Annotated in this window: 32 protein-coding genes; 17 read left to right on the forward strand and 15 right to left on the reverse strand. The window is 47.3% G+C overall.

Annotated elements, in window-relative coordinates; all coding sequences use genetic code 11:
• Nucleotides 1-5: 5 nt before the first annotated feature.
• Nucleotides 6-521 (reverse strand): ribosome biogenesis factor YjgA, encoded by a 516-nt coding sequence (gene yjgA / locus VBY75_RS07740; protein ID WP_054489784.1) that lies wholly within the window; start codon nt 519-521, stop codon nt 6-8.
• 54 nt (nt 522-575) lie between these two features.
• Between yjgA and pmbA the strand changes: the two genes are divergently transcribed.
• Nucleotides 576-1,922, forward strand: coding sequence for a metalloprotease PmbA (gene pmbA, locus VBY75_RS07745; RefSeq protein WP_082332155.1), 1,347 nt, complete (start codon nt 576-578; stop codon nt 1,920-1,922).
• An 11-nt stretch (nt 1,923-1,933) separates the two neighbouring features.
• Here the strand turns inward: pmbA and mgtE are convergent, their stop codons facing one another.
• Genes mgtE through VBY75_RS07800 form a run of 11 tightly spaced genes read right to left on the reverse strand, consistent with a single transcriptional unit; the run spans nt 1,934 to nt 10,009 of the window.
• Complete coding sequence (gene mgtE, locus VBY75_RS07750; RefSeq protein WP_054489786.1) at nt 1,934-3,295, reverse strand: magnesium transporter; 1,362 nt, start codon at nt 3,293-3,295, stop codon at nt 1,934-1,936.
• 2 nt (nt 3,296-3,297) lie between these two features.
• Nucleotides 3,298-3,573, reverse strand: a complete 276-nt coding sequence (locus VBY75_RS07755) for an HPr family phosphocarrier protein (RefSeq protein ID WP_199494764.1) — start codon at nt 3,571-3,573, stop codon at nt 3,298-3,300.
• Nucleotides 3,566-4,417 (reverse strand): RNase adapter RapZ, encoded by an 852-nt coding sequence (rapZ, locus tag VBY75_RS07760; protein ID WP_199496400.1) that lies wholly within the window; start codon nt 4,415-4,417, stop codon nt 3,566-3,568. The genes VBY75_RS07755 and rapZ overlap by 8 nt, the downstream gene beginning before the upstream one ends.
• The gene (gene ptsN / locus VBY75_RS07765) at nt 4,408-4,878 is read right to left on the reverse strand and encodes a PTS IIA-like nitrogen regulatory protein PtsN (protein ID WP_054489794.1); all 471 of its coding nucleotides are present in this window, start codon (nt 4,876-4,878) and stop codon (nt 4,408-4,410) included. Before ptsN ends, rapZ begins: the two co-directional genes overlap by 10 nt.
• A 3-nt stretch (nt 4,879-4,881) precedes the next feature.
• Entirely contained in the window at nt 4,882-5,169 is a 288-nt protein-coding gene (hpf, locus tag VBY75_RS07770) for a ribosome hibernation promoting factor (protein ID WP_054489797.1), read from the reverse strand.
• 28 nt (nt 5,170-5,197) lie between these two features.
• A complete protein-coding gene (locus tag VBY75_RS07775; protein ID WP_416511869.1) occupies nt 5,198-6,658 on the reverse strand; it encodes an RNA polymerase factor sigma-54 in 1,461 nt (486 codons plus the stop codon).
• Nucleotides 6,659-6,679: 21 nt separating this feature from the next.
• Nucleotides 6,680-7,405: an LPS export ABC transporter ATP-binding protein gene (lptB, locus tag VBY75_RS07780; protein WP_054489801.1), complete on the reverse strand. Its 726-nt coding sequence runs from the start codon at nt 7,403-7,405 to the stop codon at nt 6,680-6,682.
• A 1-nt stretch (nt 7,406) separates the two neighbouring features.
• Nucleotides 7,407-7,949 carry a lipopolysaccharide transport periplasmic protein LptA gene (gene lptA / locus VBY75_RS07785; protein WP_199494263.1) on the reverse strand — a complete coding sequence of 181 codons (543 nt, stop codon included), beginning with the start codon at nt 7,947-7,949 and terminating at the stop codon, nt 7,407-7,409.
• On the reverse strand, nt 7,918-8,481 hold the full coding sequence (gene lptC, locus VBY75_RS07790; RefSeq protein WP_199494262.1) for an LPS export ABC transporter periplasmic protein LptC: 564 nt from the start codon (nt 8,479-8,481) through the stop codon (nt 7,918-7,920). The genes lptA and lptC overlap by 32 nt, the downstream gene beginning before the upstream one ends.
• On the reverse strand, nt 8,478-9,032 hold the full coding sequence (gene kdsC / locus VBY75_RS07795; protein ID WP_199494261.1) for a 3-deoxy-manno-octulosonate-8-phosphatase KdsC: 555 nt from the start codon (nt 9,030-9,032) through the stop codon (nt 8,478-8,480). The genes lptC and kdsC overlap by 4 nt, the downstream gene beginning before the upstream one ends.
• Nucleotides 9,032-10,009 (reverse strand): KpsF/GutQ family sugar-phosphate isomerase, encoded by a 978-nt coding sequence (locus tag VBY75_RS07800; protein ID WP_199494260.1) that lies wholly within the window; start codon nt 10,007-10,009, stop codon nt 9,032-9,034. Before VBY75_RS07800 ends, kdsC begins: the two co-directional genes overlap by 1 nt.
• 156 nt (nt 10,010-10,165) lie before the next feature.
• Between VBY75_RS07800 and VBY75_RS07805 the strand changes: the two genes are divergently transcribed.
• The 8 genes from VBY75_RS07805 (at nt 10,166) to murA (ending at nt 15,440) form a co-directional block, all read left to right on the forward strand.
• Nucleotides 10,166-10,741, forward strand: a complete 576-nt coding sequence (locus tag VBY75_RS07805) for a TetR/AcrR family transcriptional regulator (protein ID WP_199494259.1) — start codon at nt 10,166-10,168, stop codon at nt 10,739-10,741.
• 84 nt (nt 10,742-10,825) lie between these two features.
• The gene (locus VBY75_RS07810) at nt 10,826-11,626 is read left to right on the forward strand and encodes an ATP-binding cassette domain-containing protein (RefSeq protein ID WP_054489813.1); all 801 of its coding nucleotides are present in this window, start codon (nt 10,826-10,828) and stop codon (nt 11,624-11,626) included.
• A complete protein-coding gene (gene mlaE / locus VBY75_RS07815) occupies nt 11,626-12,402 on the forward strand; it encodes a lipid asymmetry maintenance ABC transporter permease subunit MlaE (protein ID WP_054489966.1) in 777 nt (258 codons plus the stop codon). The genes VBY75_RS07810 and mlaE overlap by 1 nt, the downstream gene beginning before the upstream one ends.
• Before the next feature lie 2 nt (nt 12,403-12,404).
• A complete protein-coding gene (mlaD, locus tag VBY75_RS07820; RefSeq protein WP_199494258.1) occupies nt 12,405-12,872 on the forward strand; it encodes an outer membrane lipid asymmetry maintenance protein MlaD in 468 nt (155 codons plus the stop codon).
• A gap of 17 nt (nt 12,873-12,889) precedes the next feature.
• On the forward strand, nt 12,890-13,561 hold the full coding sequence (locus VBY75_RS07825; protein WP_199494257.1) for an MlaC/ttg2D family ABC transporter substrate-binding protein: 672 nt from the start codon (nt 12,890-12,892) through the stop codon (nt 13,559-13,561).
• Nucleotides 13,561-13,872 (forward strand): STAS domain-containing protein, encoded by a 312-nt coding sequence (locus VBY75_RS07830; protein WP_199494256.1) that lies wholly within the window; start codon nt 13,561-13,563, stop codon nt 13,870-13,872. Before VBY75_RS07825 ends, VBY75_RS07830 begins: the two co-directional genes overlap by 1 nt.
• 37 nt (nt 13,873-13,909) lie before the next feature.
• Nucleotides 13,910-14,164, forward strand: a complete 255-nt coding sequence (locus tag VBY75_RS07835) for a BolA family protein (protein ID WP_199494255.1) — start codon at nt 13,910-13,912, stop codon at nt 14,162-14,164.
• A 16-nt stretch (nt 14,165-14,180) separates the two neighbouring features.
• The gene (gene murA, locus VBY75_RS07840) at nt 14,181-15,440 is read left to right on the forward strand and encodes a UDP-N-acetylglucosamine 1-carboxyvinyltransferase (RefSeq protein ID WP_278358275.1); all 1,260 of its coding nucleotides are present in this window, start codon (nt 14,181-14,183) and stop codon (nt 15,438-15,440) included.
• Between the two features lie 13 nt (nt 15,441-15,453).
• Here murA and VBY75_RS07845 read toward each other — a convergent pair whose 3' ends face one another.
• The 3 genes from VBY75_RS07845 to VBY75_RS07855 form a co-directional block, all read right to left on the reverse strand.
• Complete coding sequence (locus VBY75_RS07845) at nt 15,454-16,503, reverse strand: trypsin-like peptidase domain-containing protein (RefSeq protein WP_416511875.1); 1,050 nt, start codon at nt 16,501-16,503, stop codon at nt 15,454-15,456.
• Between the two features lie 63 nt (nt 16,504-16,566).
• Nucleotides 16,567-17,925, reverse strand: coding sequence for a DegQ family serine endoprotease (locus VBY75_RS07850; protein ID WP_416511877.1), 1,359 nt, complete (start codon nt 17,923-17,925; stop codon nt 16,567-16,569).
• 88 nt (nt 17,926-18,013) lie between these two features.
• Nucleotides 18,014-18,475: a YhcB family protein gene (locus tag VBY75_RS07855; RefSeq protein ID WP_199494251.1), complete on the reverse strand. Its 462-nt coding sequence runs from the start codon at nt 18,473-18,475 to the stop codon at nt 18,014-18,016.
• A gap of 119 nt (nt 18,476-18,594) precedes the next feature.
• On the opposite strand from VBY75_RS07855, the gene zapE reads away from it, so the two are divergent.
• The 8 genes from zapE (at nt 18,595) to VBY75_RS07895 (ending at nt 24,685) form a co-directional block, all read left to right on the forward strand.
• Nucleotides 18,595-19,689, forward strand: a complete 1,095-nt coding sequence (gene zapE, locus VBY75_RS07860; RefSeq protein ID WP_416512178.1) for a cell division protein ZapE — start codon at nt 18,595-18,597, stop codon at nt 19,687-19,689.
• 197 nt (nt 19,690-19,886) lie between these two features.
• Nucleotides 19,887-20,315: a 50S ribosomal protein L13 gene (gene rplM, locus VBY75_RS07865; RefSeq protein WP_054489830.1), complete on the forward strand. Its 429-nt coding sequence runs from the start codon at nt 19,887-19,889 to the stop codon at nt 20,313-20,315.
• 17 nt (nt 20,316-20,332) lie between these two features.
• Nucleotides 20,333-20,725 carry a 30S ribosomal protein S9 gene (rpsI, locus tag VBY75_RS07870; protein WP_199494250.1) on the forward strand — a complete coding sequence of 131 codons (393 nt, stop codon included), beginning with the start codon at nt 20,333-20,335 and terminating at the stop codon, nt 20,723-20,725.
• A gap of 225 nt (nt 20,726-20,950) precedes the next feature.
• A complete protein-coding gene (gene petA / locus VBY75_RS07875; RefSeq protein WP_222236423.1) occupies nt 20,951-21,541 on the forward strand; it encodes a ubiquinol-cytochrome c reductase iron-sulfur subunit in 591 nt (196 codons plus the stop codon).
• Entirely contained in the window at nt 21,541-22,809 is a 1,269-nt protein-coding gene (locus tag VBY75_RS07880) for a cytochrome b (RefSeq protein WP_199494249.1), read from the forward strand. Before petA ends, VBY75_RS07880 begins: the two co-directional genes overlap by 1 nt.
• Nucleotides 22,806-23,540 carry a cytochrome c1 gene (locus VBY75_RS07885; protein ID WP_054489839.1) on the forward strand — a complete coding sequence of 245 codons (735 nt, stop codon included), beginning with the start codon at nt 22,806-22,808 and terminating at the stop codon, nt 23,538-23,540. The genes VBY75_RS07880 and VBY75_RS07885 overlap by 4 nt, the downstream gene beginning before the upstream one ends.
• Nucleotides 23,541-23,624: 84 nt before the next feature.
• Nucleotides 23,625-24,248: a stringent starvation protein SspA gene (sspA, locus tag VBY75_RS07890; RefSeq protein ID WP_054489841.1), complete on the forward strand. Its 624-nt coding sequence runs from the start codon at nt 23,625-23,627 to the stop codon at nt 24,246-24,248.
• A 26-nt stretch (nt 24,249-24,274) separates the two neighbouring features.
• The gene (locus tag VBY75_RS07895) at nt 24,275-24,685 is read left to right on the forward strand and encodes a ClpXP protease specificity-enhancing factor (protein WP_222236424.1); all 411 of its coding nucleotides are present in this window, start codon (nt 24,275-24,277) and stop codon (nt 24,683-24,685) included.
• Nucleotides 24,686-24,693 lie beyond the last annotated feature (8 nt).

Here is a 24,693-nt window from a genome sequence, read left to right on the forward strand (position 1 = left end):
TGCGGCTAGGCAAGCAGTTCACGTAAATAGACGAAGAGTTGACGAGCGGCAACAGGCGGTTTTTGTTCCGCTTTTTGCTTCTCTGCAAGGCGGATTAACTGACGCAGTTTTTGGCGGTCAGCATGAGGATGCTCCTCAATAAATGCTTGCAGAGCGTCGTCGCCTTCATGCAGCAGCTTATCGCGAGTGGTTTCAATCTCGTGGAAGATAGAAGTCTGTTGCTGATGCGCATTTTTTAGATTATTTAAAGCTTGCTCAATAGGCGCAATATCACGTAAGCGCATGAGCTTGCCAATAAATTGAAGCTGGCGTCGGTAGCCTTCGTGCTTGTTGCGAATTTTATGGGCAAGTAAAACGGCATCGCGCAGCTCATCATCCAGTGGCATTTTTGCTAACTGGCTGTCGGTTAAATTGACAAGTTGAGTCCCAAGCTCCTGGCGTTCAGCCATTTCGCGTTTTTTTTGGGACTTGCTGACGAAGTCGTCAGATTGTTCAGGATTTTCGGCTGGGCGTTTAGGCATAAGTTCGATTCATTAGCGCTACAAAGCCGTCAGTTTAGCAGTGAGGAGAGTTTTTTGATAGTACAACTGAGTGACTTACAGGTTCAAATGAAGCAGGTAGAGACTGCGGTAAAAGAAGCGCTGCGTCTGGCTGAGGCCAAAGGTGTCAGTTCTGCCGAGTGCTCAATAAGCCACAGTTCAGGTATTTCAGTGGGCACACGCCTGGGAGAAGTTGAAACCGTAGAGTTTAATCAGGACGGTGCGCTGGGTATTAGCGTTTACCGTGGACACCAGAAAGGTTCGGCATCAACCACTGACCTGTCTGAGCAAGCAATTAGTGCGGCAGTTGATAAAGCCTGTGATATTGCTCGGTTCACTTCTCCGGATCCATACAATGGCTTGGCTCCGGCAGAATTAATGGCTACCGATGTGCCCGATCTGGACTTGTGCCACCCGGGTGATCAAAGTGCTGAGTACGCTATAAAGCAGGCTCTGGCTTGTGAGAAACATGCTTTGAATCTGGATGAGCGCATTGTTAATTCAGACGGCGCGCATTACGGCAGCCATACCGGCTTTCGGGTTTACGGTAATAGTCATGGTTTTATCGGTGGCTATTTACAGTCCCGGCATAACCTCAGTTGCGTTTTAATCGCCAAAGAGGGCGACAAAATGCAGAGAGACATGAGTTATTCTGTTGCGCGTAAGATGCAGGAACTTAAATCTGCCGAAAGCGTTGCCGAAGAAGCCGCTGCAGAAACCTTGTCCCGCTTAGGTGCACGCAAAGTACCAACCGCTAAAGTGCCGGTCATTTTCCGGGCAGACATTGCCGGAAGTTTGTTCGGACACTTGGTGAGCGCAATCAGCGGTGGCAATTTGTATCGTAAATCCAGCTTCCTGCTTGATCAGCTCGGTAAACAGGTACTGCCCGAGTGGCTTAATATTCAGGAAAAACCACACATTATTGGTGGCCTGGCGAGCTCGCCATTCGATGCAGAAGGTCTGGCGACAAAAGAGCAGAATATTATTACCGACGGTGTTTTGCAGACTTACCTGTTAGCCAGTTACGCCGCGCGTAAATTGGGTATGCAGCCAACCGGGCACGCTGGAGGTATTCACAATTGGCGAGTTACACAGCAGGATAATTCTTTAGCACAATTGTGCAAGAAAATGGGTACTGGTTTGCTGGTAACTGAGCTAATGGGCCAGGGCGTGAATATGGTCAACGGTGACTACTCACGTGGCGCCGCCGGCTTCTGGGTTGAAAACGGAGAAATTCAATATCCGGTAGAAGAAGTAACTATTGCCGGTAACTTAAAAGACATGCTGGCGAACATTGTTGCCATAGGTAATGACACCGATGAGCGCCATGCGCTGCATACCGGCTCTGTGTTGTTAGAGCAAATGAGTGTTGCCGGTAATTAAACTAAAAAGATTTAAGACAGTAATAAGGTTGCTGAGCCAAGGAAGGCAAAGATACCGACAACGTCAGTCACGGTTGTGAGGATAACCCCGCCCGCCAGAGCCGGATCAATATTAAAGCGCTTAAGAACAAGTGGTATGGTCGCACCGGCCAACGCGGCAGCTACCAGGTTCATCATCATTGCAAAGGCGATAATCCCACCGACTAACCAGTCTTGCTTCCACAGCGCGACGACAGCCGCAATCAGCACCGACCAAATAATGCCGTTTAAGAAACCAATAGCCAACTCTTTACCGATAAGCCATCGGGAGTTACTGGTTCCTATATGGCCCAGAGCCATACCTCGTATCACCAGCGTCAGTGTCTGACTACCAGCGATACCACCCATACTGGGCACAATGGTGTTCAGAATAGCCAGTACCGCCATTTGCGCTAAAATATCTTCAAATAAGGAACTGACCATAGCGGCGAGTAACGCCGTAACTAAGTTCACCGCCAGCCAGACTGTCCGGCGTCGGGTACTTTTTAATACGGGGGCGAAGGTATCTTCGTCATCTTCCAGACCCGCCATACTCAACATAGAGTGCTGGGCTTCTTCGCGAATAATATCGACCACGTCATCGATGGTAATACGACCGACAAGCTGCTGGTCACTGTCGACAACCGGCGCGGATACCCAGTCATGGCGTTCGAATAGCTTCGCGACCTCGGTTTCTTCCATATCGACGGGTATGGTCGTAATGTCAGACGACATAATCTCATCAATACGGCGGCTCGGGTCAACGGTCAGTAGTTGAGTCAGAGATATCTCACCGGTGACTTTTTCATTGCGGTCGACAACATAGAGTTTGTCTGTCGCTTCGGGCAGTTCGCCTTTAAGACGCAAGTAACGCAGGACAACGTCTATGGTGACGTCTGAGCGCAGGGTAATAGTATCGGTGTTCATGATACCACCAGCGCTGTCTTCGGCGTATGAGAGCGCTGTTTCCGCACGTTCACGGTCGCTCTCGTCCATGGACTTCAGAACTTCCTGATAGACTGGCTCAGGTAAGCCACGCAAAACGTAGGCCAGGTCATCGGTGTCCATGCCTTCGGTGGCAGCGGCAAGGTTCTCCGGTGCCATTTGGCGAATAATGTCTTTCTGAACTTCTTCGTTCAGTTCTTCAAGAATTTCACCGTGTTCTTCAACATCGACCAGTTTCCAGACAATGGAACGGCTTTTCGGTGGTGAAGACTCCAACAACAGTGCCACGTCACATGCCGGCATATTATGCAGCATACGGCGGGCAGCAACGAACATGCCATCGGACAGCGCGGAGTTAACCTCCTGGATGCGCTGCATGGCATATTCTTTGTCGGACAGTTCCGCAATCATGTTTATTCGTCTTCCTCGAAGCGATCTTCAAATAACGTACTAACAGCATCCAGCGCCGCTTGTGCATCTTTTCCTTCAGCACACACTTCAACAGATTTGCCCTGTTGACTGGCCAGTAGCATGAGACACATTACACTGGCGGCATTCACGCATTGTTCGCCTTGTCGCACCGTTATGGTTGAATCAAATTCTTGTGTTAATTGAGCCAACTTGGTTGCGGCGCGAGCATGCAGACCCAGTTTATTGCGAATAATCAGGTCTCTGCAAACTTTATCCATTTTGCTTTAACTCCCGGTGTCTGACCTGAACCTTTAGGTCTTTTTGTTCAAAGCGCTCGGCTAGCTGCTGAGAGATATAAACTGAACGGTGCTGACCACCAGTGCAGCCGGTGGCAATAGTCAGATAACTTCGGTTGCTGCGCTGAAAATGCGGTAACCAGGTGTCGAGAAAGTTTTCCAGCTGATAGATAAACTTAGTGACTAAAGGTTGTTGGCGGAAGAAGAGTTGTACATCGGTATCCAACCCCGTTAACAACTTTAGCTCAGGTTGCCAGTGTGGGTTCGGTAAAATTCGTGCGTCAAAAACAAAGTCGGCATCTTTGGGTAAGCCATATTTAAAGCCAAATGACTGAAAAACAATAATGAGTTTTTTATCTGCGCGGCCAAGCACACGCTCAGTAACCTGTTCGCTCAGCTGGTGCAGTGACAAGTCGCTACTGTCGAGACGCCAGGTGGCACGCTCCATAATAGGCTCAAGCATCTTATGCTCGGTTTGCAGCGCTTCCAGTAAAGGCAGTTCTTTTTGCGAGAGCGGGTGTAGTCGCCGGGTTTCACCGAAACGTTTTAATAAGGTGTTGTCGTCTGCATCAATGAACAGAATTTCGGGCTCTACGCCTTTAGGCAAAAAGTTGAGTGAGTCCAGCAGTTCTTCGGAGTGCTCGGGTAAGTTACGAACATCAATGCTAATGGCAATTTTCTGGTATTGCTCGATAACAGCATGGACTAACGTGGGTAGCAGGCTAATGGGTAAATTATCAACGCAGTAAAAACCTAAATCCTCAAGGACCCGCAACGCGATGGTTTTACCTGAACCGGAACGACCACTAACAATGATCAGTTGCATGGCGACTGCTCACCTTCGCCAATAAATAATTGGTATAAGTCTTTGTCGGAGTCAGCCTGGCGTAATGCACGTGTGCAGTCTTTGTCATTCATACGGCGAGCGACAGAAGCTAAAGTCTGCAGATGGTTTTCGTGTTCGGATTCTGGTACCAGAAGCGCGAATATAATATCGACGGGTTGGTTGTCGATAGAGTCAAACTCAATCGGCTCATCTAGCGTGAGTAATACCGCAACCGGGTGGTTAGCATTGGGTAATCGGCCATGAGGAATTGCGATACCTAAGCCAATTCCCGTACTGCCCAAACGCTCACGGTTCAATAGGCTCTCAAAAATGTCATGGCGGGTAATGCCGGACAACTTAGGAGCTACGATTTGACTAATGGTTTCAAGCAGTCTTTTTTTACTTGCGCCCTCGACTGCACACTTGGTGCAGTCGGGGCTTAACAATTCACTCAGTTGCATGGATTAATGTTGTTTCATTTTTTCTTTGTGTTTAATCACCTGACGGTCCAGCTTATTGATTAAACCGTCGATGGCCGCGTACATATCGTCGTGTTTTGCGTCGGCAAAAATTTCACCGCCATTCACGTGCAGCGTAGCTTCCGCTTTTTGAATCGTTTTTTCAACATTTAGGATGACGTGAACATTAGTAATGTGGTCAAAATGTCGTTCCAGCTTGGCAAATTTTGTGTCTACGTAGTCACGTAAAGCTTCGGTAATATCGATGTGGTGACCGGTCAAATTAATTTGCATAACGTCTTCCTTCTTGCAGTTAACAAAGTTACAAAAGACTTTTGCGTTGGCTCGATGATGGAATGTTTAACGATTCCCGATACTTCGCAATTGTCCTCCTTGCTACTTGGATACCTTGTTCAGCTATCAGTTCAGCAATTTTGCTGTCACTTAACGGTTTACTGCGGTTTTCTGCAGCGACCATCTTCTTAATTAAAGCACGTATTGCAGTGCTTGAACACTCACCACCGCCCTCAGTACTGACATGACTTGAGAAAAAGTATTTTAACTCAAACACGCCCCGCGGACAGTGTAAGTATTTCTGTGTTGTCACCCGCGAAATGGTGCTTTCGTGCATATCCACTGCTTCGGCGACATCGTTTAAAACCATAGGCTTCATGGCTTCTTCGCCATGCTCAAAAAAGCCCTGTTGGCGTTGCACTATGCAGTTGGCAACTTTTAGCAACGTGTCATTGCGACTTTCCAGGCTTTTTATAAACCAACGCGCTTCCTGCGTGTGGTTTTTTATGTACTGGCTGTCGGCTACTGACTTAGCTGCTTTACTCAAGGCCGCGTATTCTTCATTGACCTTTAATTTAGGTACGCTGTCGGGGTTCAATTCGACCATCCAACGCCCATTTTTTTTTGCCACAGCAACATCCGGAATGACATATTCAACGGGTTGTTGTGCAACTTGCTCACCCGGGTGGGGATGCAACTGCTGAATCAAGCGCATGGTTTGACGCAAGTCGTCTTCCGAGAGCTTTAACTTACGCTGAATGGTGCGAAAATCCCGGCTGCCCAGTAAATCCATATGTTCCGTCACTAAGCATAGAGCAACCTCTTTGTATTCAGTGTCGTCATTTAACTGTCGCAACTGAATGGCAAGACATTCGCTGACGCTACGCGCTCCAACTCCTATTGGGTCGAAATGCTGAATGCGTTTAAGCACCATGCAAACTTCTTCTGCTTCTACCTCTGGCAGGCGCACCGCTTCAATAATTTCATCAACATCGACCATTAGATAGCCGTTGTCGTCTATAGCTTCGATAATGGCTTCAGCTATGGCCGTGTCTTCGTCAGAAAAGTGGGAAAGCTGCATTTGCCAAAGTAAGTGATCTTGCAACGACTCACTGGTCGAGCCCTGGTAAACTTCAAAGTCACCGTCAAAAGACTTACCAGAGGACGCGGCCCCATTAACCGGTGTCTGGCTGGAGTAGGTGTCATCCCAACTGCTGTCTACCGGTAACTCGTCCGGCATTTCCTGAGTTTTTATAACGTCCGAGGTTTCTCGCTGACTGTCATCCCGCTCTTCGATATTTCGGGTTTCGGAGTTGTCAGCTTCGTTGCTGGCATCGCCTTCAACTTCTAATAGAGGATTACTGTCCAGTGCATCCTGAATTTCAGCCTGAAGATCGAGTGAGGAAAGCTGCAGCAGGCGAATGGCCTGTTGAAGTTGTGGCGTCATGGTCAGATGCTGACCAATTTTTAGCTGCAGACTTTGCTTCATAATGACTGTCCCGGTTTCACGTTATAAGGTGAACTGCTCACCGAGGTAAACGTCTTTAACCTGTTGATTCGATAATATACTTTCTGCATCCCCACTGGCAATAAGTTCGCCATGACTAACGATATAGGCGTGTTCACAAACCGATAGGGTTTCACGAACATTATGGTCGGTAATCAATACGCCAATACCGCGTTGCTTTAAATGCTCAATGATTTTTTTGATATCAATGACGGATATGGGGTCGACACCAGCGAAAGGCTCATCTAAAAGAATAAAAGTGGGCTCTGCTGCCAGGGCCCTGGCTATTTCAACCCGTCGGCGCTCACCGCCTGACAGACTCATTCCTTGGCTGTTGGCAATGTGCCCAATATTAAACTCTTCGAGTAAGGCATCGAGCTGTTCTTCTCTGTCGTTGTCTGATAACGCTTTGCGGGTTTCTAAAATGGCCATTAGGTTGTCACGTACCGTTAGCTTTCTGAAAATAGAAGCTTCCTGTGGCAGGTAACCAATACCTCTGCGTGCCCGCTCATGCATTGGCAGTAAAGTGAGGTCGTTATCATCCAGTAAAATCTGGCCTTTATCGCTGTTAACCAGTCCGACAATCATATAAAAGGTGGTTGTTTTACCGGCTCCATTAGGCCCTAGTAACCCAATAACCTGTCCCTGACTCACCTCCAGGCTAACGTCTTTAACAACCTGGCGACTTTTATAGCTTTTGGCTAAGTGTTTAACTCGTAAGGTTGCCATATTAAGGGTTCTCGTTATTTTTCTCGTTGGAGTCAGTTTTTGCCTTTGGCGTAAAAATGGTGATGACGCGACTGTCTTCTTCACCGGAACTGGTCGCGGTTATGGTTTGTTTGTCTAAATCATAGGTGATGAGATCACCACTGGAACTGCTGCTACCCTGAGAAATACGGGCTTTTCCGCTAAGCTCCAGGCGCTGTTCCGATTGAAAATAGGTAATTTTGTTGGCCTCTGCGTTTATCTTATTGCCATCATCCAGAGTCTGGCTGTAAGTAGCAGGAGTGCCTTCTGCAACAAAAGTATCGGCTTGTTCTGCATTCTCGCTGGCCGAGGCTTCAAGTCTGTCTGCTCTGATTAATAACGATCCCTGACGAATAATGACATTGTCCGTTAAAACTAGCCGGTTGTTTTTAATGTCCAGCTCTTCCTGGCTCGACTCTACCTCCATAGGCTGACTAAAGTCGGACTTACCCTGAGCCATAACTGCACAAGGCACTAAGGCAATAAGAGTAAAACTACTCAGCAGGCTGGAAAATCGTTTTAACATGTCTTTTTAGCTCCATTCGTTCAGCTTTCAGGTCAGCACTCATTCCGTTACCACGAATTAATAGCCGGGGTCCGTGAATGCTCACCGGGTGTTCGGTACTCATTGATTGATTTTTCAAATCAACAATCAGGTACTCGGTTAACACTTGTTTAATTCGAGTATCAGGCTCTAACGCAAGGATTTCAACATCGCGCTCTAAAATAAGAGTTTGGTCATCGTAGAAAGTCCCTTGTGCAGAGCTAACCTCCCAAATTTCGTCACCTTGTTCTGAGAAGACAGTGTACGTAGGCTGCTCGAGTTCGGTTAAGCCTATTTGATTATAATGCGACATCTTCTCTGACTTGATTTTATGTGCGAGTAAGCCGTCACTCTCAAAAATGCGGGTTTCCAGACCAAAAGCAGTGAAATCCGGTCGCATCATGCGGGTTGCGGTGGCATTATTGTCGTCTGCATCATCACCAAAAGGGCGCCAGACAAGCAAAAGCCCGGCACCGAATAGCAGAATAAGAATGACAGTAACTCGTCGGCTCACACACTGGCTCCTGTTGCCAGGTGCAGTTGGCCCTGACTGAGCATGATGAGATCGCAGACTTCGCGTACCGCTCCGTATCCACCGTGACAACGGGTAATATAATCGGCTTGCTGCTGCACCGAAGCGTGAGCATCCTGTACTGCAATACCCAGGCCGGCTACCTTAATCAGAGCTAAGTCGGGGGTATCATCGCCCACATAGGCGACTTGGTCGGTGCTCAAATTCAATTTCTTCAGCAGCTCATTAAAAGCAGCTGTTTTGTCGTTCTGGCCCTGATAAATGTGACCAACATCTAAATGTTCCATGCGGTGTTCGACAATGCGTGAGGTTCTGCCGGTTATGACCGCGGTCTCAACACCGGACTTTTTTAACGCTTTCATGCCAAATCCATCACGGGTGTGAAATGCCTTGAGTTCCTCACCGTCGTTGCCTAAATAGATTCGACCGTCAGAAAAAACGCCGTCCACATCCAGTACCAGTAACTTAATTTCGGAAAAACGGCTAAACAGGCTTTTATCAATATCACCGTACCAAGTATTAACACACTCCATTAGAGTACTCCCGCCTGTAGTAAGTCATGCATGTTCATCGCTCCACACGGCTGACCATCATCATTCGTGATGATAAGCCCGTTAATTTTGCGGTCCTGCATCAGTTTTAATGCTTCTGCGGCCAGCATATCTGCATTAGCGGTCGTACAGGAGCGGGTCATAACATCAGCTATTGGTGTTTTGTGGACATCCACCCGGTTATCCAGAATGCGGCGTAAGTCACCGTCGGTGAAGATACCGGCCAGGCGATTATTTTCGTCCACTACAGCGGTCATGCCCAGGCCTTTGCGCGACATTTCTAACAAGGCATCACTGATAATGGCGTCAGCCGGAATCATCGGAACTCTGTCGCCTGTGTGCATGACATCGTGCAGGCGAAGCAACAATCGTTTGCCTAAAGAGCCACCAGGGTGAGACAAGGCAAAATCATCGGCGGTAAAGCCGCGGGCGTTTAGCAGAGCGACGGCAAATGCATCACCCATAACCAAAGTTGCTGTGGTAGAGGCTGTTGGCGCCAAGCCCAGTGGGCACGCCTCTTGCTCAACCGCAATACAAACATGGGTGTCGGCAAGTCTTGCCAGAGTGGAGTCCGGTTTGCCTGTCATTGATATTAAGGGAACACCAAGGCGTTTTATGACCGGAATAATGTTCAGTACTTCGGCTGTTTCGCCGCTGTTTGATATGGCAATAACCACGTCCTGGGCTGCCACCATGCCGAGGTCACCGTGACTGGCTTCGCCCGGATGAACAAAAAAAGCAGGCGTGCCGGTAGAGGCAAGTGTTGCGGCTATTTTCCCGCCAATATGGCCGGACTTTCCCATGCCGGTAACGATAACCCGACCTTTGCAGTTAAACAGCGTTTGGCAGGCAGCATCAAAGTTATCATCTAAATATTGATATAAACCTTCAATCGCTTTCTTTTCGATATCCAGTACCTGTTCGCCCAGCAGCCGAAAATTCTGGGTTACTTGCTTCATTGTCATGCCTCTGGCGTTGTGCTTTTGCCTTGTATAATACGTCATTCAATACAACTCTGCCTACCGTACTCAGGTAAATCTTGTATTTTATTGTAAAAATAATTACTATACCAACCAGACGGTTAACAAAGTGACTACAGGTAAAGTGAAGACGTTATGGTAGAGAAAAAAGGAGCAGGACGACCCAGTAACAGGGAAGTCATTCTGGATGCGGCAGACCAGCTGGTCGCGGCAGAAGGGGCTGCACACCTGACGTTTGATGCTTTAAGCCAGGTGACAGGAATAAGTAAAGGCGGGTTGCTCTACCATTTCAACAGTAAAGACTGTTTATTACAGGCTATGCTCAAACGACGAGTTGAAAGGTATGAAGCTTTACGCGAATCCTATCATCAACAATTTAGCGATGACCCAAAAGGGGAGTTAAAAAGTATCTTACTAGCAGCTCTTGATACTGACGCCGAATGTTCACGCCTGGGTAGTGGCATGCTGGCGGCAGCTGCAACCAACCCTGAGCTGCTGGGGCCGTTAAAAGAGCATGTTGCTGTTACTTTGCAGCGACTTGAACGTATCGCCGGCAAAAAAGTCGGTAAGACCCTGTTCTATGCTGTTCATGGTGCTCGTTTGTTTGAACAGCTAAACTTATGCGATGCCTGCGTACATGAACGTGAGGACTTTGCACAATATTTACTGAAACTTGTCGATGAATTGACAGAAATTGAATCGATTCGCTGATAAGATTTGCAACACTTTATCGGTATCAGGTTATGCCGAATGCCGCTAAAATAATGGCATGGAAACTCCTAACAGGAAATTGTCGTGACAAATTTGGTAGAACTTAAGGATCTAACTTTCGCGCATGGAAGCCACCGGGTTTATGACGGCTTGTCGCTTACTGTTCCCAAAGGCAAAATGGTTGCTGTAATGGGTCCCAGCGGAATCGGCAAGACCACGTTGCTGCGTCTGATTGGCGGGCAGCTTAAGCCTGACAGTGGCAGCATTAAAGTCGCCGGTGAAGAAGTTCCTAAGTTAAAACGCGATGCACTGTACCAATTGCGAAAGCGTATGAGCATGTTGTTTCAAAGTGGCGCTCTTTTTACCGACATGTCGGTTTACGAAAATGTGGCGTTTCCGCTGCGCGAACATACGGACTTACCGGAAGAGCTCATTCGTAGCGTTGTATTAATGAAACTTGAGGCCGTAGGCCTGCGTGGTGCCCGTCACTTAATGCCTTCGGAGTTATCCGGGGGTATGGCTCGCCGAGCGGCTTTAGCAAGGGCTATAGCATTGGATCCGGATCTGATTCTTTACGATGAGCCGTTTGCGGGCCAGGATCCTATTTCTATGGCCGTGATTGTAAAACTCATTAAATCTCTGAATGAATCACTGGGGCTTACATCTATTGTTGTGTCCCATGACGTAAAAGAAGTGTTGTCTATCGCTGATTATGCCTACGTCATTGCTGATAAAAAGGTGGTCGGTCAGGGTACGCCAGACGAGTTGCGGGAGAACGACACCGCAATTATCCAGCAGTTTTTAAAAGGTGCGCCAGACGGCCCGGTCGCATTTCATTATTCGGACGATGATTTTACGACAGACTTGTTAAGGGGCGAGGCATGATCCAGTTTTTACAGTCTATCGGGCGACAAGTCTTAGACAGTCTGGCGGGCATTGGATACGCATTGGCCATGTTAATGAGCGCGATTATTGGCAAGCCTCAACCGAGCAAGTCCTGGCCGTTGTTTGTGAAGCAAATGTACGTTGTCGGCGTACTATCAATGCTCATTGTTATTGTCAGCGGCTTGTTTATAGGAATGGTTCTAGGCCTTCAGGGCTATACTATTTTGGTTGATTATGGCGCTGAGCAGAGTCTTGGCCCCATGGTGGCTTTGTCGTTATTGCGTGAATTGGGGCCTGTTGTCACCGGTCTGCTTTTTGCCGGCCGTGCCGGTTCTGCTTTAACAGCAGAAATCGGCTTGATGAAAGCAACTGAGCAATTGTCCAGTCTGGAGATGATGGCGGTTGATCCGCTGCGTCGTGTTGTTGCTCCGCGCTTTTGGGCCGGCTTAGTCAGTATGCCATTGCTGGCGCTGATGTTTTCAGCTGTTGGTATTTATGGTGGCTACCTGGTTGGTTCTGGCTGGCTGGGCGTTGATGAAGGCGCTTTTTGGTCAGTAATGCAGTCAGCGGTTGATTGGCAGGACGACTTACTCAACGGCATTATTAAGTCAATCGTATTTGCTTTTGTTGTTACCTGGATAGCCTTGTATAAGGGCTATCGTGCAGTGCCAACCTCGGCGGGAATCAGTGCCGCGACAACGTCAACTGTAGTGACGGCATCGCTGGCAATCTTAGGACTCGATTTTATTCTTACAGCTATCATGTTTGGTGGATAACCATGGAATCAAGAAAAACACAGTTATGGGTAGGCGTTTTCGTCGTCGTCGGAATTTTAGCTTTGTTCTTTATCGCATTAAGAGCTGCGAGCGGCACCATGACGACATCGGGTGATACTTACACCCTGTACGCAAAGTTTGACAATGTTGGTAGCCTGAAAGTCCGCTCTCCGGTCAAGGTTGGGGGCGTTGTTGTTGGTCGTGTTACCGATATTTCTCTATCGGGCGACTACTATGAACCGCGCGTTGAAATGACTATCAGTAAAGAGTATGACCAGTTTTCTGAAACCAGCACCTTGTCGGTACTAACCTCTGGTCTATTAGGTGAGCAATATCTCGGACTGGAACCCGGCTTTATTGATGACAGCGTTGATATGCTGGAAGACGGGGACATGATTACAGACACGAAATCTGCACTTGTACTGGAGAATTTAATAGGCCAGTTCTTGTTTAGTCAGGGTAACGATTAGGTTGTAAGGAGAGCAACATGGCAGTAAATAAATGGGTAACAGCAACGTTGGCGATGCTCCTGTTTGTAGCATCGGCATCGGCTGATTTAATACGAAACGAGAATCCACATGAACTACTAAAAGAAGTTGCTGAAACAACTTTTGACCGTATCGCATCCGATAGGGACAAAATTGATGAGGATCCTAACTATCTGAAGGAAATCGTCGAAGATGAGATGATGCCTTATGTCGATAGTTTGTATGCTTCTAAGAAAGTATTGGGTCGTTATCTGCGTGATACCACGAAGGAGCAACGAGAACGTTTCTACCGTGCATTTTACGATTATTTAGTAGCGACTTATGCGCGCGCATTCACACAGTACGATGAGAGTAAGCACAGCGTCAGCTTTGAGCCCAGCAATGATTTAGCCGACGATGCGCGCACTGCAATTGTGCGCACCCGGGTAAAAGAAGAAGGGCGTCCTGAAATTCGTCTGGATTTTCGTATTCGCTATGACTCGGATGAAGAAATTTGGAAAGCTTATGACTTGGTTGTGGAAGGTGTGAGTCTGCTTAACAGTAAGCAAAGCGAAATTTCATCGGTTATTCGGGCTAATGGCATAGATAAGACAATAGAGCTGATTGAGAAGAAAGCTTCTGAACCTATCAAGGCCGATGACGAAGTTGAAAATCCGACAGAGGGAATTTAATGAGCGCTCAGCAGACAGGCCTGACATCAGTTAAAGTGAGTAGTGATAAAACGCTGGTTTTTAGCGGCTCATTGACTCGCCATAGTGTTGCCAAACTCTGGTCTCAGCGAAAAGGTTGGTCCATAGGCCCGGAAACGAAAGTTGATTTAACGGATGTGGATGTGATCGATACAGCCGGGGTTGCCTTCTTACTTGAGATTCTTAAGTTAGTAGGTGATGGTAAAGGGCCTCTGACGTGTATTGGTGCTTCTGAACAGTTGAAACAAATTGCCCGCGTTAGTGGCGTCGAGTCGTTGCTTTCGTTAAGCTAGGCGGCATTACTCACTTTTAAGCTAACGGCAGATAAAAATGAATACTGAAGAATTGAAAACTTTGCTTAACGAGGCACTTTCACTGGAAGAGTTACTGGTCAAAGCCGAAGGTGCTAATGTTGAAATTATCGCTGTCAGTGAAGACTTTAAAGACATGAGTCGGGTTAAGCGTCAGCAAGCTGTTTATGGCCCACTAAACCCCTTAATTGCGGATGGCTCTATTCACGCAGTTTCAATTAAAGCTTACACGCCTGAAGACTGGGCGCGTGATAAAAAATTAATGATGCCATAAGGTTGTTGGTTAGTTGATGGATAAATTTAAAATACGGGGTGGGCAGCCTTTGTCCGGTTCGGTCAAAATCTCCGGTGCAAAAAACGCGGCTTTGCCTATCCTAATGGCGTCGCTTTTGCCTTCTGATAAAGTCATGTTATCCAATGTTCCCGATTTACATGACGTTGATACAACCTTAGAGTTGTTAGACTGCCTTGGCATTTGTCACAGTAGCCTGAACGATAACAGTGTGACTATCGACCCAACCACACTGAATCATTTTAAAGCGCCTTATGACTTAGTAAAAACGATGCGGGCGTCTATTCTGGTTTTGGGGCCACTATTGGCGAAAACCGGAAAAGCCGAAGTCTCGCTTCCGGGTGGCTGCGCGATAGGAGCCCGCCCCGTTAATCTTCATATTGAAGGTTTACGCAAAATGGGGGCACACATTGATGTTGAAAATGGCTACATTAAGGCATCTGTCGAAGGCCGTTTGAAGGGCGCGGAAATTTTATTAGATACCGTCAGTGTTACTGGTACTGAAAATCTGATGATGGCGGCGGTATTGGCAGAAGGTGAAACGGTAATTGAAAACGCGGCTCGCGAGCCTGAGGTTATCGACTTAGCAAACTTTCTGAACAGCCTGGGTGCGAATGTGCGCGACGCTGGTTGCGATACCATTCATATTACTGGCGTGGAAAAACTGCATGGCGGAGAATACAGCGTCATGCCCGACCGTATCGAAACCGGTACCTTTTTGGTTGCTGCATTGGCAACGGGCGGTTCTATACGGTGCGAAAAAACTGACCCGGCCAGTCTGGATGCTGTACTGAAAAAACTAGAAGAAGCTGGCGCTGAGGTCGAAAAAGGTGAAGACTGGATCACGCTAAAAAGTCAGGGACGCCCCAAAGCGGTGAATATTATTACCGCGCCTCACCCGGCTTTTCCGACTGACATGCAAGCCCAGTTTTGTGCATTAAATGCAATTGCAGAGGGCACCGCAGGTATTCGTGAAACGATTTTTGAAAACCGGTTTATGCACATTCCTGAGCTAAGGCGTATGGGTGCAAATGTAGAGTCGGAAGGCAATACCGCCTTATGCCATGGTGTAGAAGAACTAACCGGCGCTGAAGTTATGTGTACTGATTTACGCGCTTCGGCATCGTTAGTTATCGCAGGCCTGGTAGCTACGGGAGAAACGGTCGTCGAGCGTATTTATCATATCGACCGTGGTTATGAGTGCATTGAAAAGAAACTACAAGGTTTAGGTGCTGATATTGAGCGAGTGACGGCTTAATCGCCGTCCGCTTTTAACGAGGTAACTCGGCAACGGTTACCGTGGTTGTCATGCGTTTGTTGCCACGGTAAAACTCTACTTCCAATTCGGTACCGGGTTCGCTATTGGCTACTCTGTCCAGCCCTTCGGAAGCAGTACGAACAGGCTCTCCGTCAATAGCGACCAAAAAATCATTACGTTGCAGACCGGCAGCCGCTGCCGGGCCGCCCGCTTCAACGTCTGTAATTAAGATCCCTGATAAAGACTGTTCTTCACTGAAATTTGGGTTAACACTAATACCAATGTAGCCACGAACCACTTTGCCTTCTTGAATGAGTGTTTTCATCACTTTGCGTGCATTTTCATAGGGCACGGCAAAATAGATCCCTTCACCACCATCGCCAAAAGCGGAGTTGTATCGGGCGTTATTAATTCCTATTAGCTCGCCGGCGGTATTTACCAATGCCCCCCCAGATGCGCCTTGGTTGATAACCGCATCCATTTGAATTAAGTCAGAGTAGGAGTTACTGACGCCTACACGTCCGCCGCTGGCACTGATGATTCCTTGAGTTATTGTCTGACCAATGTTGTAGGGGTTACCTATAGCAAGAACAATATCACCAACCTGAATGCGGCGTGTCGACTGAACTGGAATAACAGGAAGGTTGTCGGCATCAATTTTAAGTACGGCCAGGTCAGTGTAACGGTCGCTGCCAATTAACTGAGCGGCGTAACGACGCCCGTCCTGTAAAGCGACCTCAATTTGATCGACATTATCTACGACATGGTGAGCGGTCAAAATGTAACCCTGAGAGTCCATAATAACGCCGGAGCCCAAGCGCAAGACCCGAGATGACTGTGGTTGGTAGTATGAACCTTGTATCTCGCCCATACTGTATATATTAACCACTGCAGGGGCGGCTTTACGAACGGCCTGGTTAAAAGAAATAACTTCGGAATTGGTTTGTCTTAAAGACTCAGACTGCCCCCAGAACGGCTGACTGATAATCACAATGGCCGCAACAACCAAGCCTAAACCGACTGACTGAAACAAGAATCGTAGGGTTGAAGAGAGTCGCTGCATACCTGTTTCCGATTGAATTAAGTGGTATCAGCATAGCACTGATACCACCTGTCTGTCACAATCTCAGTTAGCGTTGCGCAATACAATAAAGAGTGAGCTGCTGTCGCGTTTTATATTTAACGCAATGACGCCGGCCTTATCTTCAATGGCGGCTCTGAGTTCAGCGATGGAACTGACTGCCTGCCGATTCACACCCTGAATAATATCGCCTTTTTCAAGGCCAATTCGGGCTGCAGGTGAGCGTTCTTCGAGCTCAGATACTTCTATACCTTTGCCTGAATCAGCTGCGGCGAGAGTTGCTCCTTCCAGAGCCGGGTGGATAGAGGCTGCGGTTACTGAGGTGTCTTGCGCTCCTAAAGTGACGTTGATTGACTGCTCCTCGCCGTCGCGAATAATACCAAGTTCGATTGACTTACCGGAGCCTATCGAGCCAACCATAGCTCCAAGCTCGGAGAATGAGCGAATGGTCTGGTTATTTACCGATATGATGACATCGCCAGACTCAATACCTGCCTCAGCTGCCGAGCTACCGGGTACTACCTGAGAAACAAAGGCCCCGCGATTAACGGGAATATTCAGTGCCTGAGCCACATCATGGGTCAGGTCGTTGCCTCGCACACCCAGAACGCCTCTGCGAACTTCACCGAATTCAATAAGCTGTTGAACCAGGTTATTCATCATGTCCGACGGAATGGCAAAACCGATACCGATATTACCGCCATTGGGGCCAAGTATTGCGGTGTTTATGCCAATTAACTTGCCGTCTAAGGTGACCAGTGCGCCGCCTGAGTTACCACTGTTGATCGCTGCATCGGTTTGTATAAAGTTTTCTAATTCTTCGATACCTAACCCGCCACGGCCTAATGCACTCACAATACCCGAGGTGACCGTTTGTCCAAGACCAAAGGGGTTGCCAATAGCAACCACGAAGTCGCCGACACGCAGGTCTGAAGACTGGCCGAGTTCGATAGCGGTAAGGTTGTCACCATTTTCAATTTTCAGCAGTGCAACGTCACTGCGTTTGTCGGTGCCGATAACCTTGGCGTCAAACTCGCGGCCATCTTTTAGGGTAACCAGAATTTCAGTTGCATCGTCAATGACATGGTTATTTGTGACGACATAACCGTTCTTGGCATCAATAATCACGCCAGAACCCAGCCCCTGAAATGGATGCTCGCGAACTTGTTCGCGCGGTGCATTAGGTCCGAAGAAAAAACGAAGCGCATCCGGTAGTCGTTGTCTGACCTCGCGCTTTCCTTTTACGGAAATGTTGACAACAGCAGGTGTAACCTCTTCCAGCATAGGTGCCAGAGTAGGTTGTTCGTCGTCATTGCCAAAAAATGGGATACCGGCCTGAGCCGAAGTAATAGGGGTAAAACTAAAAACAAAGAGTAAACTGAATAAAGCTAATACTCGTTTCATGGTTTGAGTGACTCCTTAATAAAGCACTAACAAGCGGTCTGCGAGTTAAGACCGCTTGTTAGTTATATGAGTTCACTCTAAAAGTGTTTCAAGATGTTTTTGAGGACTCTTTTTCCGATTTTTCTTCGTAACTATTTGAGAATAAGCCGCTGGAACCTTCGGTGTAGTCGCGAGGCATATCGTTAGCACTATAACTGTCACGACCAGAGCGGTGGTCTTTGTTCAGAGAGTTGGCTACGCGCAACTGCTTAAGGGTATCTTCAGCGAAAAAAGGTAAGTCGCTTTGAACATCTCCTTTTTCAAGCAATTCGGCACTTTGGCTCAAATAGCTTTGCAGACGCTGTTGTGTGTCGGCCAGTTGTTCTACCATGGCATTGGCCGTTGCAAAGTGTTCGGCAACTTCTCGCTGGTAGTCGGTTAAACGCTGTTGGCTTTGCTGAACTTGCTCTTCAAGGTCGCCTGACTGACCTTTTGACTGACTGTAACGAGCTGCGAAAAAGCCAATGATTGCACCGGCAATGACCAACAGAACTCCAATAATCCAACTCATAATTAACTCCTGAACAAGCTGCTACAGCTTCGAATGATTGCTGCGCTTCACCTTCATGGTAACATATTACCTATTAGGATAATCCCAACTGAGGTGAAGTGGTAGTGTCCAAACAGCAAATGTCTCCATTAGAACGTTATCAGTATGATATCGAACACAATGGCTTCTCGGAAGATGAAGCCCAGCTTAATGCCGTTAAACATTTGCAAAGACTGCATGATGAGCTTATCGACTGGCACCATTACCACACCTTATCGGCCTGGCGAAAGCTTCTAAGCAAAGAGCCGGAGAGGCCTCAGGGAATTTATTTCTGGGGTGGTGTAGGCCGTGGTAAAACCTATTTGGTTGATACTTTTTTTGAGAGCTTGCCAGTTGAACGTAAATGGCGCATTCATTTCCATCGTTTTATGCATCGAGTTCATAACGAACTAAAAATGCTGGATAAGCAAAGTGACCCGTTACGTATTGTGGCGGACAAGATCGCCGATGAAGCACTAATTGTCTGTTTTGACGAGTTTTTCGTACAGGACATTACCGATGCTATGTTGCTGGGTAAGCTGTTTGAGTATTTATTTGAGAGGGGTGTGGTGTTGGTTGCCACGTCGAATATTATTCCGGACGATCTTTATAAAAATGGCCTGCAACGAGCGCGTTTTATTCCGGCGATTAAACTTATCAAGCGGCACTGTGAAGTGGTGAATGTTGACAGTGGTATCGACTACCGCTTAAGAACACTGACACGAGCTGAAATTTTTCACTCACCGCTGGATGACCAGGCTGATAAAAACTTATGGCAGTATTTCAAAGAGCTGGCACCGGAGTGCAAAGACCGGTACGAATCAGACTGTATTGATATCGAAGGTCGGGATATTGACGTAAGAGCCGAGTGTGACGACGTTGTGTTCTTTGATTTTACTTCTATTTGTAAAACCGCACGCAGCCAAAACGACTACATGGAGATAGCGCGAGTTTATCACGCTGTCCTGATCAGTAATGTCGAACAAATGGGCGCGGGAAAAGACGATACCGCCAGACGTTTCATCGCGTTAGTGGATGAATTTTATGAGCGTCGGGTGAAGCTGATTTTATCTGCAGAAGTGGATATCGAATCGTTATATACCGAAGGCCAGTTAACTTTTGAGTTCCGTCGCTGCGTCAGCCGTTTGCAGGAAATGCAGAGTCAGGAATATCTTGCTATGGCACATAAAGCATAAATTTCAGAAAATGCGTGATCTTTAACCGCATTTTTCCTATAATCCGCGCAGCCCACGTTACAGTCCGTTGTGTTACCTAACGTAATGCAGCGGTCGCAGCAGATAACTAAATGATTTTTATCATTTTTTTATTGTTGTGATTCGCGGGGAAGCCCGGAATTACTGTCCGTGAACTTTTAAAATGTAGGTTTTATACAATGAAAACATTTGTAGCCAAGCCAGAAACGGTAAAACGCGACTGGTACGTAGTAGACGCTGAAGGCAAAACTTTAGGTCGTTTAGCTACTGAAATCGCTCGTCGTTTACGCGGCAAGCATAAGCCTGAGTACACGCCTCACGTTGATACCGGCGACTACATCGTCGTCATTAACGCTGAGAAAGTTGCCGTTACCGGTAACAAAGCTCAGGACAAGATGTACTACTCGCACACTGGATTTCCGGGTGGTATCAAATCAATCAGCTTTGAAAAACTGATTGCTAAGAAACCAGAGATGGTCATTCAGAAAGCGGTGAAAGGTATGTTACCCCGTGGTCCATTGGGTCGTGCCATGTTCCGTAAACTGAAAGTGTACGCAGGTACTGAGCATAACCATATTGCTCAACAACCTAAACAACTGGATATATAATACGGAGCAAGAACACTATGGCAGATAATCAATACTACGGTACTGGTCGTCGCAAAAACTCCACGGCTCGCGTATTTTTGCGTCCTGGTAGCGGCAACATCAAAATTAACAACCGTGAACTGAACGAATACTTCGGTCGTGAAACGGCTCAAATGGTTGTTCGTCAGCCGTTAGAGTTAGTTGAAATGACTGAAAAGTTTGACTTGTACATCACTGTAAATGGCGGTGGTACTACGGGTCAGGCTGGTGCAATTCGTCACGGTATTACCCGTGCATTAATGCAGTACGACGAAGCTCTACGTAGTCCGCTACGTAAAGAAGGTTACGTTACTCGTGACGCTCGTCAGGTTGAACGTAAGAAAATCGGCTTGCATAAAGCACGTAAACGTCCACAGTTCTCGAAGCGTTAATTCGTCTTCATTTATTGTGGCAAAACCCAGCTTCGGCTGGGTTTTTTTATGTCTGATCGAAATAGAAATACCGCGATAATAGCGGCTATTAAGCTTGTAAAAAGTGTGTCTTTTCATTATCATCTCAAAGCATTTTCTGTAATCCGCATAAGCGGACAAAGCAGCAGCTAATTCCCGACTTCGCGACAAAGTATCGTGGAGCGTCCAAAACTGGAGAGTAGATGGATGAGCAATGCGCCTGTAGATAAAGGCCGCCGTCGTTTTTTGACTGTCGCAACCTCTGTGGTAGGTGGTGCCGGAGCGCTAACAGTAGCCGTTCCCTTCATAAGATCATGGAACCCAAGTGCGAAAGCGAAAAACGCGGGTGCGCCCGTAGAAGTGAATATACGCAAGGCTGAACCTGGCCAGCTAGTCCGTGTGAAATGGCGCGGAAAGCCAGTCTGGGTGGTGCGTCGTACCCCCGATATGCTGGAAGGGTTGTCTAAAGTTGAAGATCGGCTTCGCGACCCTAATTCGGAAGAACCACAGCAGCCTGAGTACGCACAGAACCAACACCGTTCAATCAAGGAAGAATTCTTTGTCGCCGTTGGTATCTGTACCCATTTAGGTTGTTCCCCGTCCTATCTCGAAAAGGGAATGGGAGACCATGTTGATGGCGTTGAATCTGGTTTCTTCTGCCCGTGTCACGGTTCGAAGTTTGATATTGCAGGTCGTGTTTTTGAAAGCGTTCCAGCACCTCTGAACTTAGTCGTGCCGCCGCATTATTTTATCGACGAGAACACCATTTTGGTGGGTGAAGATAAGGGGCAAGCATAATGTTTAAGCGATTTGTAGAGTGGATGGATGCCCGCATCCCCATGACAAAAACCTGGAACATCCACCTGGCACAGTATCCAGCTCCGAAAAACTTCAACATGTGGTATGTTTTCGGTTTCTTGGCAACTATTGTATTAATTAACCAAATTCTGACCGGTATTTGGCTTACCATGAACTACGTACCCAGTGCCGAAGGCGCATTTGCTTCGGTCGAGTACATCATGCGTGACGTTGAATACGGTTGGCTGTTGCGTTACATGCACTCCACTGGGGCATCAGCGTTTTTCGTGGTGGTGTATCTGCATATGTTCCGCGGCATGATGTACGGTTCTTACCAAAAACCACGGGAATTAATCTGGTTGTTTGGTATGTTCATCTTCCTGGTATTAATGGCGGAAGCCTTCATGGGCTACTTGCTACCATGGGGACAAATGTCATACTGGGGTGCTCAGGTTATTATCTCCTTGTTCGGTGCAATTCCGGTTATTGGTGATGATTTAACTTTGTGGATCCGCGGTGACTACGTTATTTCGGGCGCTACGTTAAACCGTTTCTTTGCACTGCATGTCATTGCTTTACCATTAGTGCTGGTTATTTTGGTCTTCTTGCACATCGTCGCTTTGCACGAGGTCGGTTCTAACAACCCCGATGGTGTTGATACGAAGAAGCCTAAAGGCTCGGTTCCTGACGAAGAGAAGCCGAAATTTAAGTTCCATGAGCGCTTCACGAACAAGAAAGACATTGTTGATTCCATCCCGTTTTATCCTTATTACATCCTTAAGGACATGTTCGGTTTTGGTATCTTCTTGTTCTTCTTCTGTTACGTTATTTTCTTCAATCCGGAAATGGGCGGCTTTTTCCTTGAGCCACCGAACTTCGAACCAGCGAACCCGCTGAAGACACCAGAGCACATAGCTCCGGTATGGTACTTCACTCCGTTCTACGCTATTTTACGTGCGGTTCCGGATAAGCTATTTGGCGTCATTCTCATGTTTGCTGCCATTGCCTTCCTGGCCTTATTGCCTTGGTTAGACCGTGGTCGAGTACGCTCAATTCGTTATCGTAGCCTATTGCATAAGCTGAACTTAACCGTATTCGCGATCAGCTTCGTTGTACTGGGTTATCTGGGAACTCAGCCTGCAACTCCTGTTGCAACCGTGTTCGCACAGATATTTACGTTCCTGTACTTTGCATTCTTCGGGCTGCTCTGGTTCTACAGTAAGCGCGAGAAGACTAAACCGGTACCAGAAAGGGTGACGTCGAAATGAAAAAACTGTTAATCGCTCTTATAACTTTGATTCCGTCGCTGGTTTTTGCGGCGGGTCCTGAAGTTCCATTAGATAAGGCCGAAGTCGATTTACACGACAAGGCCTCGTTGCAACGCGGTGCGCAGTTATATATGAACTACTGTCTGGGTTGTCATCAGCTGGAGTATCATCGCTATAACCGCACCTTTGAAGATCTTGGTATCCCACAAGAGCTGGGTGAGAAGCACTTACAGTTTACTGGCAATAAAGCCGGTGATCTTATTACCAATAATATGAATTCAGATTCCGCTGCGAATTGGTTTGGTACAGCTGTACCGGACTTAACCAATGTTGCTCGTGTACGTGGTGCGGACTGGATTTATACTTATTTACGCTCATTTTATAAAGACGAAAGTCGCCCATTTGGGGTTAACAACGCAGTATTCCCTAACGTGGGTATGCCGCATGTGCTGGAAGAACTTCAGGGGCTTCCTGAAAAAACCTACGAAGAGCGTATGATAGACGGCGAAATGAAAGACGTTTACGTTGGTATTAAAACCGATGGAAACGGTCGCCTGTCTGAAAGCGAGTACGACCAAGCGATGCTAGATTTAACCGCGTTCCTGGTATACACCGGTGAGCCTATGTTGTTAGAGCAGCGTCGAATGGGTTGGTTTGTCTTTGGTTTCCTGCTGGTATTCACTATTTTGGCATGGTTACTTAAGAAAGAGTTTTGGAAAGACCTCAAATAATCGAGGCTTATCAGTCTGTTAGACAACGACTTAGTAAAGGGTGGCTTGCCACCCTTTTGCCGTTGATATTATCTGGAGAAAGGAATGGCTGTTGCAGCAAATAAACGCTCAGTAATGACGTTATATTCAGGAAAGGATGACTTAAAGAGTCATCAGGTACGTCTGGTGTTAGCTGAGAAAGGTGTTGGTGTCGAAATTACGTATGTGACCGACGAAAGTACGCCGGAGGATCTGTTACAGCTTAACCCGTACCCAGAGGCTACGCCGACTCTTGTTGACCGTGAACTGGTGTTATATAACGCACAAATTATCATGGAGTATCTTGATGAGCGTTTCCCGCACCCGCCACTGATGCCGGTGTACCCGGTTGCCCGTGGTACAAGTCGTCTTATGATGTACCGTATTGAGCGTGACTGGTACAGTCTGGCTGAAAAAATTCAGCAAGGCGATGCACAGGCAAGGCAGGAACTGAAAGAAGGCATACTTTCTTTGGCTCCTATATTTGCCGACACGCCTTATTTCATGAGTGAAGAGTTCAGCTTAGTCGATTGTTATTTGGCACCTCTGCTATGGCGTTTACCAGCTTACGGCATTGACCTGGAAGGGCAAGGTGCAAAAGAGATCAAGCAATATATGGTACGTTTATTTGAACGCAAAACGTTCCAGGACTCTTTAACGGAAGAAGAGAAAGAGCTCGCCCGTCATTAATTTCATCGACGTCGAGGAGTAGTGCTATGACGCCGAAAAGACCTTATCTACTTCGTGGACTGTACGAATGGATTGTTGATAACGATCTGACTCCGCACTTGGTTGTTGACGCAACCATTGTCGGCACGGTTGTGCCACAAAACTTTGTGAGTGAAGGCCAGATAGTTCTTAATATTTCACCAACAGCAGTTCAGAACTTACAGTTGGCGGACCATGAGGTGCGTTTTAACGCACGTTTTGGTGGGCAGCCCATGCAGGTTGTTGTTCCTATGACGGCGGCATTAGCCATATACGCCCGTGAAAATGGAGCTGGTGCTATGTTTGAGGCCGAGCCCGAGTTGGATAAAATGCCCGAGCTTGACGAAGAAGAGCAGAGCAACACCGAAACTGAGCAAAAGTCAGCGAAGAAAAAGCCCAACTTAAAAGTTGTTAAGTAAGAATTTAA

Source organism: Idiomarina sp. HB (assembly GCF_048059115.1).
GTDB lineage: Bacteria > Pseudomonadota > Gammaproteobacteria > Enterobacterales > Alteromonadaceae > Idiomarina > Idiomarina abyssalis.